17 protein-coding genes are annotated in these 13,258 nt (G+C 64.8%); 2 read left to right on the top strand and 15 right to left on the bottom strand.

Annotation, left to right across the window (positions count from 1 at the left end; genetic code table 11):
* Nucleotides 1-53 precede the first annotated feature (53 nt).
* From BM154_RS13790 to ccmA, 11 genes are all read right to left on the bottom strand, one after another.
* Nucleotides 54-893 (bottom strand): IclR family transcriptional regulator domain-containing protein, encoded by an 840-nt coding sequence (locus BM154_RS13790; protein ID WP_074884777.1) that lies wholly within the window; start codon nt 891-893, stop codon nt 54-56.
* A gap of 195 nt (nt 894-1,088) precedes the next feature.
* A complete protein-coding gene (locus BM154_RS13785) occupies nt 1,089-1,439 on the bottom strand; it encodes a hypothetical protein (protein ID WP_074884774.1) in 351 nt (116 codons plus the stop codon).
* A complete protein-coding gene (gene ccmI, locus BM154_RS13780; RefSeq protein WP_074884772.1) occupies nt 1,436-2,641 on the bottom strand; it encodes a c-type cytochrome biogenesis protein CcmI in 1,206 nt (401 codons plus the stop codon). The genes BM154_RS13785 and ccmI overlap by 4 nt, the downstream gene beginning before the upstream one ends.
* The gene (locus BM154_RS13775) at nt 2,638-3,123 is read right to left on the bottom strand and encodes a cytochrome c-type biogenesis protein (protein WP_074884768.1); all 486 of its coding nucleotides are present in this window, start codon (nt 3,121-3,123) and stop codon (nt 2,638-2,640) included. The genes ccmI and BM154_RS13775 overlap by 4 nt, the downstream gene beginning before the upstream one ends.
* Nucleotides 3,120-3,656: a DsbE family thiol:disulfide interchange protein gene (locus BM154_RS13770; protein ID WP_074884765.1), complete on the bottom strand. Its 537-nt coding sequence runs from the start codon at nt 3,654-3,656 to the stop codon at nt 3,120-3,122. Before BM154_RS13770 ends, BM154_RS13775 begins: the two co-directional genes overlap by 4 nt.
* Entirely contained in the window at nt 3,653-5,626 is a 1,974-nt protein-coding gene (locus BM154_RS13765; protein WP_074884762.1) for a heme lyase CcmF/NrfE family subunit, read from the bottom strand. The genes BM154_RS13770 and BM154_RS13765 overlap by 4 nt, the downstream gene beginning before the upstream one ends.
* Nucleotides 5,623-6,087 (bottom strand): cytochrome c maturation protein CcmE, encoded by a 465-nt coding sequence (ccmE, locus tag BM154_RS13760; RefSeq protein ID WP_074884759.1) that lies wholly within the window; start codon nt 6,085-6,087, stop codon nt 5,623-5,625. Before ccmE ends, BM154_RS13765 begins: the two co-directional genes overlap by 4 nt.
* Entirely contained in the window at nt 6,084-6,260 is a 177-nt protein-coding gene (gene ccmD, locus BM154_RS13755; RefSeq protein ID WP_074884756.1) for a heme exporter protein CcmD, read from the bottom strand. Before ccmD ends, ccmE begins: the two co-directional genes overlap by 4 nt.
* Complete coding sequence (locus BM154_RS13750; protein ID WP_208609447.1) at nt 6,257-7,015, bottom strand: heme ABC transporter permease; 759 nt, start codon at nt 7,013-7,015, stop codon at nt 6,257-6,259. The genes ccmD and BM154_RS13750 overlap by 4 nt, the downstream gene beginning before the upstream one ends.
* Before the next feature lie 57 nt (nt 7,016-7,072).
* On the bottom strand, nt 7,073-7,744 hold the full coding sequence (gene ccmB / locus BM154_RS13745) for a heme exporter protein CcmB (RefSeq protein WP_074884753.1): 672 nt from the start codon (nt 7,742-7,744) through the stop codon (nt 7,073-7,075).
* Complete coding sequence (gene ccmA / locus BM154_RS13740; protein WP_074884750.1) at nt 7,741-8,364, bottom strand: cytochrome c biogenesis heme-transporting ATPase CcmA; 624 nt, start codon at nt 8,362-8,364, stop codon at nt 7,741-7,743. Before ccmA ends, ccmB begins: the two co-directional genes overlap by 4 nt.
* A gap of 130 nt (nt 8,365-8,494) precedes the next feature.
* Here ccmA and fliK point away from each other — a divergent pair, with 130 nt between their 5' ends.
* Together fliK and BM154_RS13730 are read left to right on the top strand one after the other, a co-directional pair.
* Nucleotides 8,495-10,042: a flagellar hook-length control protein FliK gene (gene fliK / locus BM154_RS13735; RefSeq protein ID WP_074884747.1), complete on the top strand. Its 1,548-nt coding sequence runs from the start codon at nt 8,495-8,497 to the stop codon at nt 10,040-10,042.
* Nucleotides 10,039-10,374 carry an EscU/YscU/HrcU family type III secretion system export apparatus switch protein gene (locus BM154_RS13730; protein ID WP_074884744.1) on the top strand — a complete coding sequence of 112 codons (336 nt, stop codon included), beginning with the start codon at nt 10,039-10,041 and terminating at the stop codon, nt 10,372-10,374. Before fliK ends, BM154_RS13730 begins: the two co-directional genes overlap by 4 nt.
* Before the next feature lie 183 nt (nt 10,375-10,557).
* Here BM154_RS13730 and BM154_RS13725 read toward each other — a convergent pair whose 3' ends face one another.
* The 4 genes from BM154_RS13725 to BM154_RS13710 all read right to left on the bottom strand — a co-directional run bounded on the left by BM154_RS13725 (nt 10,558) and on the right by BM154_RS13710 (nt 13,234).
* A complete protein-coding gene (locus BM154_RS13725) occupies nt 10,558-10,956 on the bottom strand; it encodes a DUF2802 domain-containing protein (RefSeq protein ID WP_027911376.1) in 399 nt (132 codons plus the stop codon).
* Between the two features lies 1 nt (nt 10,957).
* Nucleotides 10,958-11,437 (bottom strand): chemotaxis protein CheW, encoded by a 480-nt coding sequence (locus BM154_RS13720; RefSeq protein WP_013791056.1) that lies wholly within the window; start codon nt 11,435-11,437, stop codon nt 10,958-10,960.
* An 89-nt stretch (nt 11,438-11,526) separates the two neighbouring features.
* On the bottom strand, nt 11,527-12,354 hold the full coding sequence (locus BM154_RS13715; RefSeq protein WP_074884741.1) for a CheW domain-containing protein: 828 nt from the start codon (nt 12,352-12,354) through the stop codon (nt 11,527-11,529).
* A gap of 91 nt (nt 12,355-12,445) precedes the next feature.
* Nucleotides 12,446-13,234 (bottom strand): ParA family protein, encoded by a 789-nt coding sequence (locus BM154_RS13710; protein WP_074884736.1) that lies wholly within the window; start codon nt 13,232-13,234, stop codon nt 12,446-12,448.
* Between the last annotated feature and the right edge of the window lie 24 nt (nt 13,235-13,258).

Here is a 13,258-nt window from a genome sequence, read left to right as displayed (position 1 = left end):
GTGACCGGTTATTCCTGGGTCGCTTCGCTCAACCCAGGCTGCGGCCGCAGGGGCTACTGAAACAGGCGGGTACTCAGTTCGTGGCTGGCTTCCAGCAGTATTGGCAGGAAGCGGTTTTCCAACTCCTGGCGCGACACGCGGCCCACATGGGTGCCGACGTTGAGGGCCGCCAGCACCTGGCCGGCGGAGTCCTTCAGCGGCACGGCAATGGAGCGCAGGCTGACTTCCAGCTCCTGATCGATGATCACCCAGCCCTGGCGGCGGATTTCCTCGATGTTGGCGCGCAGGTCTTCCGGGGTATGCAGGGTGCGGCTGGTCTTTACCTGCAGATCGGCGTGGTTCAGGTAATCGTCCAGCGCCGCATCATCCAGCGCCGCCAGCAGGATACGGCCCATGGAGGTGCAATAGGCCGGCAGCCGGCTGCCCACGCTCAGGTCCACGGAGATCAGCCGCTGCGGCGTCGCCGAGCGGGCGATGTAGAGAATCTCGTCGCCTTCCAACGTGGCCATCGAACAGGCCTCGTGCAGCTGCTCGCTGAGCCGGTCGAGAATCGGCTGTGCGGTAACGGCCATCGGCGTGGACGACAGGTACGCATGGCCCAGGGTCAGCACCTTGGGCAGCAGCGAGTAGACCCGCCCATCGGTGGTCACGTAACCGAGCTTCATCAGCGTGTGCAGGCAACGGCGCACCGCCGCGCGAGGGATCTCGGTGCGGTGGCTGATCTGGGCGATGGTCAGGTGGCGCTTGCGTTCCTGAAAGGCGTGGATGACCGCCAGGCCCCGGGCCAGTGAGGTCATGAAGTTGGGATCGCCGGTAAAGGCTTCGATGCGCTTGGCCGGCGACGCGATGATAGGCGGCGCCATGGAACTGGGCACGGAACGGGATTCGGGCATGGCACTGTCACTCGTCCAGACGGTATGCGCGATTATCGAACTGCGGTTCGATAATCGCAAGACGAGGGACACCTTGGAAAGTGGACTGCGTAGAAAGCCTCTGGAATGGGCATCAGAAAGCAAACCGCCCCGGTACAGGGTCTCCAGGGCGGCTTGAATATCGGTGCGAATGAAGCGTGCTGAGGTAACGACGGCCTATTGTGCGTGGTGGCGATACAGCGCCGGCGGCACGCCGGTGCTGTCGACCGGCTCCCATGGCCCCTGCAGAGTGCCCGCCCAGCTCCAGCCGTCCTGCCAGCGGTAGAAGGTGCGTTCCCGATAGTAGGTGTCGCGCTCGGAGTCGATCTGGTAGACACCGAGCGTGCCATTCCAGTGGCTGGAGACACCCGGCGGCGGCGCGAAGCGCGGATGGGACTTGCTAGCTGGCGGCGAACCGGCGGGAGCCGAAGGGCCGCCATCGGGCTTGCCAGGCGCCGGGCTGTGCAAGGTACAGCCGGCAAGGCTCAACAAGGTGGCTGCCACGGCAGCGGAAATCAGTCTGTTCATGGTGGTGTGCCGTCAGGGCTATCGATGACAAGGCGTTGCACGTCCTGGGTGCTGCTGGCCAGCGGTTGCCCCTGGCCGATCCACTCGCCGCTCTTTGCATCGCCGGCGCGCGAAATGCGCGCTACCAGTTGAACCTGGTCGAACGCGGAAAGTTTCAGTTGCGGCATCATCGCATCGCTGTCGGACAGGCTGACCGTGGCCGGCAGATCGGCCACCGTCAGACGCTTGGCCGCCAACGGCATCGGCGGCCCGGAAGCGGCACGGGCGAAGACGAACACTACGTCGCCAGGCTGCACCTTGTCGCGTAGCGCCGGCGCCAGCTCGACACGCACCTGCAGGCCGGCCGCTTGCGGCTGTGCGGCGCTGACATCATCTGCCGGCGAGCCCAGTTCCTGGCGGGCGCGCTCGATACCGCCGGCAATCGCCTGGCGCGAAGGGTCACCCTCGGGCAGCACGGCCACCAGGCGCTCCCAGTAGCCGATGGCATCGGCGAAGCGCTGCTCCTCATAGGCAGCGATGCCCAGCAGGCCCAGGCTGGTCACCTCCTCCGGGTCCGCTTTCAAGGCCTCGCTGGTCAGGGCATCCAGCTGCGGGCTCCACTGTTTGTCAGCGGCAAAGTACAACGCCTGGGCCCACTGGCCGAGCAGCTCCGGCTCACGCCCTGCCACCTTGACCGCCTGCCCGAAGGCGCGAGCAGCATCGGCGGCGCGCTGCTGGGCCATGTAGCTGCGGCCAAGGAAATACCAGCCTTCAGCCGATTCAGGGTTGTTCTGCACCGCCTGTTCCAGGCGCGTGGTCATCTCTTCGATGCTGTGCGGCTCACCGGCGAAGGTGCGCGCCTGCTCGACCTGGTCGATGGCGCCCCACTGCAGGTACAGCAACACCGCCAGCACGGGCACCAGCACCACGGCCACCAGCGGCACGGCGCGGCCAAGACGACGGCCCTGCCGGGCTTCGCTGCCTTCGGTGTCGGCCAGCAATTCGCGGGCGGCTTCGTCGCGCGCTGCCTGCAGCTGCTCGGCATCCAGCGTGCCGGCCTGGTGCTGTTGCTCCACCTCGCGCAGGCGCTCCTGATAGAGGGTGACGTTGAGCGCGGTACGGTCCTCCTCGGCCTGCACCTTGCGCCCGCGCAGCAGCGGGATAAGCAGAAAACTCACGGCGACCAGACACAACAGGCCGGCGGACAACCAGAATTCGATCATGGGGCCCTCTTATCCTCAGACGTCTGCTCGAGCAGCTGCGCCAGACGTTGCCGTTCATCGCTCGACAGGCCAGTAGCGGACACACCGTCGGCCTTGCGACGGCGCAGCACGATCACCCCGAGCAGTACGAAGCCGCCGCCCAGAAGCGCCGCCGGCCCATACCAGAGGAGCAGCGTGCGGCCGCTGACCGGCGGTTTGTAGAGCACGAAGTCGCCATAACGGGCGACCAGGTAATCGATGATCTGCGCGTTGCTCTGGCCGGCTTCGAGCATGCGGTAGATCTCGGCACGCAGGTCCATGGCGATCGGCGCGTCGGAGTCGGCGATGTTCTGGTTCTGGCATTTCGGGCAACGCAGCTCTTCGGTGAGCTGGCGGTAGCGGGTGCGTTCGGCTTCAGTGGCGAACTCGTAGGTGTCGATGGCCGCCTGGGCGACGCCACCCAGCGCCAGCAGCAGAACCAGGCCGGTCAGCAGGCGCCTCATTGGCCCGCCTCGTCGACCATCTGCTGGTACAGCGGCGCCAGCTTCTCGCGCCAGATCGCCTCGTCGATCACGCCGACGAACTTGTGGCGGATGATGCCCTTGGCGTCGATGAAGAAGGTCTCCGGGGCGCCGTACACGCCGAGGTCGAGGCCCAGGGTGCCCTTGGGGTCGCTGATATTGAGCTGGTACGGGTCGTGGAATTCGCTCAGCCATTTCTGCGCGGCCGCGTTGTCGTCCTTGTAGTTGACGCCGTGGATGTTCACCCCCATGGACGCCAGCTTGTTGAGCACCGGGTGCTCGACCTTGCAGGCCACACACCAGGTGGCCCAGACGTTGACCAGCGAGGGCTTGCCCAGCAGGTTCTGCTGGGTGATCAGTTGATCGCCCTCCACCGCCGGCAGCGAGAACGCCGGAAAGGGTTTGTCGATCAGCGCCGACGGCAGTTCGGACGGGTCGAGGAACAACCCGCGATAGAGAAATACCGCCACGCCGAGAAAGATCACCAGCGGTAGCAACAAGATCAGCCGTCTCATGCCCGTGCCTCCTGCAGGCCCAGCGCATCACGCACGCGGGTTTTGACCTTCATCCGGTAGCGCTTGTCGGCGGCGGCGAGAAAACCGCCGAAGCCCATCATCAGGGCACCCAGCCAGATCCAGCGAACGAAGGGTTTGATATGAATGCGCACGGCCCAGGCGCCCTGCCCCAGCGGCTCGCCGAGGGCGACGAAAAGGTCGCGGGTCAGCCCGGCGTCGATGCCCGCTTCGGTCATCACCGATTGCTGCACGGTATACAGGCGTTTTTCCGGGTGCAGCACGGCGATCTGCCGCTCGCCGTCGAAGATGCGCACCGTGCCGCGGTCAGAAATGAAGTTTGGCCCCTCATGATGCGCCGCCCCTTCGAACACGAAGCGGTAGCCACCCAGTTCCACCGCCTCGCCCGGCGCCATGCGCAGGTCGCGTTCGAAGCTGCCAAGGCTGGTGAGGATCACCCCCAACGCGCAGACCGCCAGGCCCAGATGCGCCAACTGCATGCCCCAGTAGCTGCGGCCCAGGCTGGCCATGCCTTTGAACAGGCCCTTGTGGCGGGTCTTGTCCTGAATGTCACGCAGCCCGGCCAGGGTCACCCAGGCGGCCAGCAGGCAGACGCCGAGCACCGCCCAATGGAAATCGCCCCATGCCCAACTGGCCAGCAACGCCAGTGCCACACTGGCCACCAGCACCGGCGCGAGCATGCCGAGCAGCCAGCGCAGCGGCGTGTCCTTCCAGCGCACCAGCACGCCAACCGCGAGCACGGCCATCAACAGCCCCATCAGCGGCACGAACAGCGCGTTGAAATACGGCGGGCCGACCGACAGCTTGGCGCCGCTCAGGGCATCGAGCACCAGCGGATACAGGGTGCCGAGCAGGATCATCGAGGCAGCCACCACCAGAATCAGGTTGTTGGCCAGCAGCAGGGTTTCCCGCGACCACAGGCCGAAGCCGACCTGGCTGCGCACCACCGGCGCGCGCAAGGCGAACAGGGTCAGCGAGCCGCCGACCACCAGCAGCAGGAAAGCGAGAATGAACACGCCGCGCTCCGGGTCGCTGGCGAACGCGTGTACCGAGGTCAGCACACCGGAGCGCACCAGGAAGGTACCGAGCAGGCTGAGGGAGAACGCGGCGATGGCCAGCAGCACCGTCCAGCTCTTGAACACGCCGCGCTTTTCGGTCACGGCCAGCGAATGAATCAGCGCCGTGCCGACCAGCCACGGCATGAACGAGGCATTCTCCACCGGATCCCAGAACCACCAGCCGCCCCAGCCCAGTTCGTAATAGGCCCACCAGGAACCCAGGGCGATACCGATGCCGAGAAAGGCCCAGGCAACGATGGTCCAGGGCCGCGACCAACGTGCCCAGGCAGCGTCCAGCTTGCCGCCGAGCAGCGCGGCGATGGCGAAGGCGAAGGCCACCGAAAAGCCCACGTAGCCCATGTACAGCATCGGCGGGTGGATGATCAGGCCGAAGTCCTGCAGCAGCGGATTGAGGTCGCGGCCATCGGCCGGCACATTCGGCAGCAGCCGGGTGAAAGGGTTGGAGGTGACGATCAAAAACAGCAGGAAGCCGACGCTGATGATGCCCATCACGCCCAGCACGCGGGCGAGCATTTCCTCGGGCAGCTGCCGCGAGAAGATCGCCACGGCAAAGGTCCAGCCGCCGAGGATCAAGGCCCAGAGCAGCAGCGAGCCTTCGTGGGCGCCCCATACCGCGCTGAACTTGTAGTACCAGGGCAGCGCGGTGTTGGAGTTCTGCGCCACGTAGGCGACGGAGAAGTCATCGACCATGAAGGCGTACGTCAGGCACGCGAAGGCGAACGCCAGAAAGGCGAATTGCCCCCAGGCCGCCGGTTGCGCCAGGCTCATCCACTGGCGGTCGCCGCGCCAGGCACCAATCAGCGGCAGCGTGGACTGTACCAGGGCCAGGCACAGCGCCAGAATCATCGCCAGATGGCCGAGTTCGGGAATCATCGCGCGGCCTCCCCTGCTTTCTCGTATTGCTTGCTCATGCCACTCTGCTCCAAAGCCTGCTTGACCTCGGGCGGCATGTAATTCTCGTCGTGTTTGGCCAGCACTTCGTCGGCAAGCAAAATGCCGCTGTCGTCGATCTTGCCCATGGCAACAATGCCCTGACCTTCGCGGAACAGATCCGGCAGGATGCCATGGAAGCGAATGGTCACCCGCGCTACGTAGTCGGTGACCACGAAGTCGGTCTGCAGCGAATCGCTGGAGCGCTTCACCGAACCTTTTTCCACCATACCGCCGGCGCGAATACGGGTATCGCGTGGTGCTTCACCGTTGGCGATCTGCGTCGGCGTGTAGAACAGGTTGATGTTCTGCTGCAGGGCGCTCAGGGCCAGCGCCACGGCGATACCGACACCGGCGAGGATCGCCAGCACGATAAACAGGCGCTTCTTGCGAACGGCGTTCAACGTGACTCCTCCCGGCGCATACGGCGCGCCTCATCCTGCAGGTAACGGCGTTTGGCCTGCAGCGGCAACAGCACATTGAGTACCAGCACCGCCAGGCAGATACCGTAAGCCGACCAGACGTAAGCGCCGTGGTTGCCCATGGCGAGAAAGTCGGCGAATGACGCGAAACTCATCGTTTGCCCTCCACCAGCCCGCGGATTTCGGTTTTCACCCAACTGCTGCGCGCTTCCCGGCGCAGCACTTCGAGGCGCATGCGCATCAGCAGTACTGCGGCGAAGAAGCAGTAGAAGCCCAGCACCATAATCAGCAGCGGCAGCCACATCTGCACCGGCATCGCCGGTTTTTCGATGACGCTGAAAGTGGCCGGCTGGTGCAGGGTGTTCCACCACTGCACCGAGTACTTGATGATCGGGATATTGATCACCCCGACCACCGCCAGCACTGCGGTGGCCTTGGCAGCGCTGTCGCGGTTGCTGATCGCCTGGCCGAGGGCAATGACGCCGAAGTACAGGAACAGCAGGATCAGCATCGAGGTCAGGCGCGCATCCCAGATCCAGTAGGTGCCCCAGGTCGGCTTGCCCCAGATGGCGCCGGTGATCAACGCGATGGCGGTCATCCAGGCGCCAATGGGTGCAGCCTGCTGCAGAGCCACATCGGCCAGTTTCATCTTCCACACCAGACCGACCACGCCGGCCACGGCCAGCATCACGTAGATCGACTGAGCCAGGAACGCAGCCGGCACATGGATGTAGATGATCCGGAAGCTGTTGCCCTGCTGGTAGTCCGGCGGCGCGAAGGCCAGGCCCCAGACCGTGCCCACGGCCAGCAACAGCGCCGCGGCGATGGCCATCCCGGGCAGCCAGCGGCCACTGATTTCGTAGAACCATTTGGGCGAGCCCAGCTTGTGAAACCATGTCCAGTTCATCAGGTCACTCATCATTCTCCGAGGTAAGGGCCCTGCGGCCATCCTCGGTAGCACGTTCAATCACTCGCTGACGCTGATAGTCAGGCCGGCGGCTATGGCGAAGGGTGTCAGGGTTACCGTCAACGCGGTGAGGCTGGCCAGCCAGAGCAGATGCCCGGCCACCGGCAAGCCTTGCAGGCTCGCCTGCAAGGCCCCGCTGCCGAGAATCAGCACCGGGATGTACAAAGGCAGAATAAGTAGCGCCAGCAACAGCCCGCCGCGCTTGAGGCCGACCGTCAGGGCTGCACCAATGGCGCCCAGCAGGCTGAGGATCGGCGTACCCAGCAGCAGGGAGCCCAGCAATACCGGCAGGCAGCGTCCCGGTAGGCCCAGCATCAATGCCAGCAGCGGCGACAGCAACACCAGGGCCAGGCCGGAAAACAGCCAGTGCGCCGCGACCTTGGCCAGCACCAGCACTGGCAGGGGGTGCGAGGAAAGCAGCCATTGCTCCAGGGAGCCGTCCTCGAAGTCGCTGCGAAACAGGCCGTCGAGCGACAACAACACCGCCAGCAGCGCCGCCACCCACACCAACCCGGGCGATAGGCTTTGCAGCAGTTGCGTTTGCGGCCCGACGGCCAGGGGAAACAGGGCGATGACGATAGCGAAGAACACCAGTGGATTGGCCAGCTCTGCAGGGCGCCGACAAAGCAGCCGCGCCTCGCGCACGACCAGCAGCATAAACACGCTATTCATGCGCCATGCTGTCCCAGATCAAGGTCACGGTAGCCATCCGGTACGCGGCTCAGGGAATGGTGAGTAGTGAGCACGACCAGGCCGCCTTCGCGGCAATGCTCGGCCAAATGGTCCTCGAGCTGGCTCACCGCCTGCTTGTCCAGCGCGGTGAAGGGTTCGTCGAGAATCCACAACGGTGGGCTGTCCAGATACAGCCGCGCCAGTGCCACGCGGCGTTGCTGGCCGGCGGACAGGGTATGACAGGGTACGTCTTCGAAACCGCGCAGCCCGACCGCCTCCAGGGCCTGCCAGATCTGCGCGCGACTGGCGGGGCGATGCAGGGCGCACAGCCAGGCAAGGTTTTCTTCAGCGCTGAGAAGCCCCTTGATGCCCGCGGCATGGCCGATCCACAGCAGGTCAGCGCTGCGGCTGACGAGGGGCTGACCCTTGACGCGAACGGTGCCGCTGGTGGCCGGCCTGAGACCGGCGAGCACCCGCAGCAGGCTGGTCTTGCCGCTACCGTTGGGCCCGGACACCTGCAGCATCTGCCCGCTGTCCAGGCTGATGTCGAGGTTCTCGAACAGCAGGCGCCAGTCCCGTTCGCAGGACAGCGCGGTGGCTTCGAGAAAGGGACTGCTCACAACGCGGGCACCTGGTTCAAGTCGAGACGATTGCGGCCGCTATACTCTTGCGGACGTTCGGATTGGCCGCGAGTATACATGCCCGCCCTGCTCACCCGCAGCGTGCGTTGGGCCCAGAGTATGAGACTTAATGACCGAGATCAGTGGATCGCGTCCTGTTGCCGCTCCGCAGGCGGCCAACAGACCGGCAGTTAGCCCCGCCGACCTGGCGGTAAAGCTGCTCAAACCCCTCGATGGCCTGATGGCGGCGGGGGAAAGTGCCAAGGCCGAAGTGGTCGGCGTCAAGGAAGGCGTGCAGAGCTTCCAGCTGATGCTGCGCGTGACCCTCGACAACGGTCGCCAGGCCACCGTGCAGGCCAGCAGCCCGCAGCCGATCGCCCAGGGTACGGCGCTGGCCGTCACGGCACTGTCCGATACCCGCCTGGCGCTGGCCCTACTGGCCGGCGGCAACAAAGCGCTGACCAGTATCGACCTTGAGCAGCTGCCGATTGGCACCCTGCTACAGGGCAAGGTGATTTCTCGCGAAGCGCTACCCGTCCAGGTCGCCCAGACCACCGTCTTCAAGGTGCTGGTCAACCTGCTCAACACCGGGTTGGCCGGCAAGACCCTGAGCCTGGAAACCAGCCTCGATCTGCCGCCGGGCAGCCTGCTCAGTGCGCGGGTGCAGGGCGACCAGTCATTGGCTTTCCTGCCGCTCAGTGGCCGCCTCGACCAGCTGGCCCTGCTCCAGCAACTCGGCAACCAGCAAAGCCGTCAGGGCTCGCTGGAGGGGCTGATGGCGGCGCTCAAGGGCATGGGCGGCCAGGGCGGCCTGCCCGAAGGCTTGAAAGGCAGCATCGACAAGCTCCTGGCTGGCCTGCCGAGTGGCGAGCAGATGAGCGATGGCAAGAGTCTGATGAAAGCATTGGAAAACAGCGGCCTGTTTCTCGAGAGCAAACTGTTGGCCGGCCAGACCGGCGGCCTGGGTACCGACATGAAGGCCAACCTGCTGCGTCTGGTCAGTCAACTGCTGCCCTTGCTGCCCGGTGCCGCGCCCCTGGCAGCGGCAACCGCCTCGGCCAACGCCATGGCCCAGGCGCTGCCGGCCTTCGCCCGCAACGTGCTGGGCAACATTGGCCAGAGCAGCGGGCGCCAGCAGGCGCTGAGCTTCCCGCTGCCCAGCCGCCTGCTGCAATCGATGAATGAAGAGAGCGATCTGGAGGCGCTGCTCAAACTGGCGGCCGCGGCCATCTCACGCCTGCAGACGCACCAGTTGTCGAGCCTTTCGCAGAGCCAGATCGGCCCTGAAGGCCAGTTGCTGACCACCTGGCAGATGGAAGTGCCGATGCGTAACCAGCACGAACTGGTGCCGCTGCAAGTGAAGATCCAGCACGAGGAACCCGCCCCCTCCGGCAAGCAGGATCCCAAGGAAACGCTCTGGCGCATCGACCTGGCCTTCGACCTGGATCCGCTGGGGCCGCTGCAGGTGCAGGCACAGCTGGCCCATGGCAGCTTGTCCAGCCAACTATGGGCTGAGCGTGCCAGCACTGCCGGGCTTATCGACCGCGAGCTGGGCAACCTGCGTGAGCGCCTGGTCGCCGCCGGCCTGACGGTCAGCGACCTGGTGTGCAGCCAGGGCACGCCACCCCAGGGCCCGAAAACCTCCCTGGAACAACGCTGGGTCGACGAAACCGCATGAACAATAAAGCCCCACGCCAGGCCATCGCCCTCACCTACGACGGCCAGAATGCCCCCAACCTCAGCGCCAAGGGCGACGATGAGCTGGCCGAGGCCATACTCGCCATCGCCCGTGCCCATGACGTGCCGATCTACGAGAATGCCGAACTGGTGCGCCTGCTTGCGCGCCTGGAACTCGGCGAAGCGATTCCCGAGCAGCTGTACCGCTGCATCGCCGAGATCATCGCCTTCGCCTGGTACCTGAAAGGCAAGTTTCCGGCGGGCTTCGATCCGCGCGGCAAGCCGAAGGATGGCCCGCTGCTGCTCGAAGGCCCTGCTGGCAAAAAAACCTGAGCGTCAGATCACCTGCCGGTCGCTGTCTCGGGTAACGCTTCGCTGAACGCCGGGCCATGGGCACGGAACGCGCCTGCAGAGAATGGCACTGTCAGAACATCTGGAGATTTGCAGACCTGGACGTAGCCTGGGTGGAACGAAGCGATGCCCAGGAGCGAGATTCGAAGGGATAAAAAAGAATGCTCAGGAGCGGCGCGCCTGGTGCAGCTTGGCGACCAGTTCCGCTTCGGCCTTGCTCAGTCCACAGGACTGGGTCAGGTCATCGGCACTGGCACCCATGCCGACCAGGCGGGCGGCCTGGGTGAACGACAGGCTGGTGGGATCGCGCTGTTCGATCTGGGTGAGCTTGTCCGGCAGCGGCGCGACGGTGCGGCGCAGCTCGTGCAGTTCCTCGCCCATGCGGATGCTGCCGGTCAGGTAGGTATCCAACCGCTTGCCCAGCTCGCGAATACGCTGATCACGCTGGGCGTCGCGCTCGGCCTGCAGCTGACTGGCCAGGCGCAAGCGCCCGGCCAACCAGACGCAGGTGCCCACCAACCCGGCACAGACCAACGCGAGAACGATGAGTGCGGCTTCGAGCACCTCAGATGCTCTCCAGCTCCGACCACTCCTCCTCGGTCATCATCTTGTCCAGCTCGACCAGGATCAGCAGCTCGCCGTTCTTGTTGCAAACGCCCTGGATGAACTTGGCCGACTCGTCGTTACCGACGTTAGGCGCGGTCTCCACTTCCGACTGACGCAGGTAAACCACTTCGGCGACGCTGTCGACCAGGATGCCCACCACCTGCTTGTCCGCCTCGATGATGACGATACGGGTGTTGTCGGTGACATCGGACGAGTCCAGGCCGAAACGCTGGCGCGTGTCAATCACGGTGACCACGTTGCCGCGCAGGTTGATGATTCCCAGCACGTAGCTCGGCGCGCCCGGTACCGGGGCGATCTCGGTATAACGCAGCACTTCCTGCACCTGCATCACGTTGATGCCGTAGGTTTCGTTATCCAGGCGGAACGTGACCCACTGCAGGATCGGATCTTCAGCGCCTTGTGCAGAACTTTTCTTCATGGCCTAGCCTCGTCATTGACCGCGCGGTGCGGTGCGCGGGAGTCCCGCTATTCAAGTGGTCGCACGCTCTGTGGCGCGTACGTCCGTTATCAGTGTAACTGCCCATTGTGCATCCGCTTGGTGGCACCGCTGGCGATCAGCTCAGCCAAGGCGGCAACGTCAAGCAGCGCGCACATGTGTTCGATCACGGTACCAGCCAGCCATGGCCTTTGTGCACGCTGGCTGCGCCATTTGACTTCGTCCGGGTTCAGGCGAACGGAACGGCTGACCTGGTGAACCGCCAGCCCCCACTCGTAACCCTGGACGGAGATCACGTACTGCAAGCCCTGGCGGAAATCGTCGCGGTAGCGATCAGGCATCACCCAACGCGCCGTGTCGAGCACTTTCAGGTTGCCCGACTGTGATGGCAGTATGCCCAAAAACCAGTCAGGTTGGCCAAACAAAGGTGTCAGATCCTGACCGGCCAGCGGATAGATCGAGCCCAGGCATACCAGCGGCACGGCCAGGGTCAGGCCCGCCACATCGAACAGCAGGCATTCGAACGGCTCCTCGGCCCAGGCAGGCCGGCCATCGGGCTGGCTGGAGAAAATCTGCGGCGTCGGGCGATACACCTCAGCCAGTGGCTCGACCACCGGCGGCATGGGTATGGCCTCGACGACCGTCGGCGCAAAGGCCTCGACGACCTGTTCGCTCACCACCTCCGGCTCCGGCTGGACGAGGGTCAGGCCCGGGGCTTCGGCGCGGGGCGCCAACTGGGCATCACGCACCTGCTCCTCGAGCACGGCAGCCTCGAATTCGTCGAGGCTGCTTTCAGCCTGTTCCAGTTCGAGTTCGATCGCGGCATCCTGCAGCAACCCATCGAGATAGGATTGCAGCGCCAGTTGGGGCCGAGTTGCGGTAGCAGTGGAACGACTCATGAAGGCAACCTGCAGAAGATATCTGTATGAGCTATCGGCCGCTGGGGCGACAGACTTGAGCCGGTACGCGCAGAATATTCAGTCAGCATGATCACGCCACCTGGGCGGCCGGCTGCTGCGCCAGCAGATGCTTGAGCAGCGCCCGGTAAGCGATGGTGCCACGGCTGTTGCCATCGAACTGCGACGGCGTCAGCCCTGCCCGGCTGGCATCGCGCAGGCGCGTATCGACCGGTATATAGGCCTGCCAGAGCTGCTCGGGATAGGTGTGCTTGAGCAACCGCAGGGTCGACAGCGACGCCTGGGTACGGCGATCGAAAAGCGTCGGCACGATGGTGTAGGGCAGCGCCTGCTTGCGTGAGCGATTGATCATCGTCAGGGTGTTGACCATGCGCTCAAGGCCCTTGACCGCGAGGAACTCGGTCTGCACCGGAATCACCAGTTGCTGGCTGGCCGCCAGGGCATTGACCATCAACACGCCCAGCAATGGCGGGCTGTCGATCACCGCGTAATCGAAGTCCTGCCACAGCTGTGCCAGGCTTTTCGCGATCACCAGTCCCAGGCCGCTCTGCCCCGGCGACTGACGCTCCAGGGTGGCCAGCGCGGTGCTCGACGGCAGCAGGGCAATATGTTCGTGGCTGGTAGGCAACAGCAATTGCTTCGGCAGCCCTTCAGGGACGCTGCCCTGGTGCTGGAACAGATCGAAGTTGCTGTTTTCGAGGGTGTCCGGGTCGTGACCGAAGTAGCTGGTCATCGAGCCATGGGGATCGAGGTCCACCACCACCACCCGCTTGCCGGCATCGGCCAGCAGACCTGCCAGGGCGATGCTGGAAGTGGTTTTGCCCACCCCGCCTTTCTGATTCGATACTGCCCACACTCTCATAATCTTCTTCCTCCCGGGGACCAG

It is taken from the genome of Phytopseudomonas argentinensis (assembly GCF_900113905.1).
GTDB lineage: Bacteria > Pseudomonadota > Gammaproteobacteria > Pseudomonadales > Pseudomonadaceae > Aquipseudomonas > Aquipseudomonas argentinensis.
The sequence above is the reverse complement of the archived record's forward strand: the minus strand, read 5'-3'. Positions and strand labels throughout refer to the sequence as shown.

Coding starts and splice junctions, on each gene's coding strand:
- BM154_RS13790 (WP_074884777.1), bottom strand. CDS start 893: ATGCCCGAATCCCGTTCCGTGCCCAGTTCCATGGCGCCGCCTATCATC.
- BM154_RS13785 (WP_074884774.1), bottom strand. CDS start 1,439: ATGAACAGACTGATTTCCGCTGCCGTGGCAGCCACCTTGTTGAGCCTT.
- ccmI (WP_074884772.1), bottom strand. CDS start 2,641: ATGATCGAATTCTGGTTGTCCGCCGGCCTGTTGTGTCTGGTCGCCGTG.
- BM154_RS13775 (WP_074884768.1), bottom strand. CDS start 3,123: ATGAGGCGCCTGCTGACCGGCCTGGTTCTGCTGCTGGCGCTGGGTGGC.
- BM154_RS13770 (WP_074884765.1), bottom strand. CDS start 3,656: ATGAGACGGCTGATCTTGTTGCTACCGCTGGTGATCTTTCTCGGCGTG.
- BM154_RS13765 (WP_074884762.1), bottom strand. CDS start 5,626: ATGATTCCCGAACTCGGCCATCTGGCGATGATTCTGGCGCTGTGCCTG.
- ccmD (WP_074884756.1), bottom strand. CDS start 6,260: ATGAGTTTCGCGTCATTCGCCGACTTTCTCGCCATGGGCAACCACGGC.
- ccmB (WP_074884753.1), bottom strand. CDS start 7,744: ATGAATAGCGTGTTTATGCTGCTGGTCGTGCGCGAGGCGCGGCTGCTT.
- fliK (WP_074884747.1), top strand. CDS start 8,495: ATGACCGAGATCAGTGGATCGCGTCCTGTTGCCGCTCCGCAGGCGGCC.
- BM154_RS13730 (WP_074884744.1), top strand. CDS start 10,039: ATGAACAATAAAGCCCCACGCCAGGCCATCGCCCTCACCTACGACGGC.
- BM154_RS13720 (WP_013791056.1), bottom strand. CDS start 11,437: ATGAAGAAAAGTTCTGCACAAGGCGCTGAAGATCCGATCCTGCAGTGG.
- BM154_RS13715 (WP_074884741.1), bottom strand. CDS start 12,354: ATGAGTCGTTCCACTGCTACCGCAACTCGGCCCCAACTGGCGCTGCAA.
- BM154_RS13710 (WP_074884736.1), bottom strand. CDS start 13,234: ATGAGAGTGTGGGCAGTATCGAATCAGAAAGGCGGGGTGGGCAAAACC.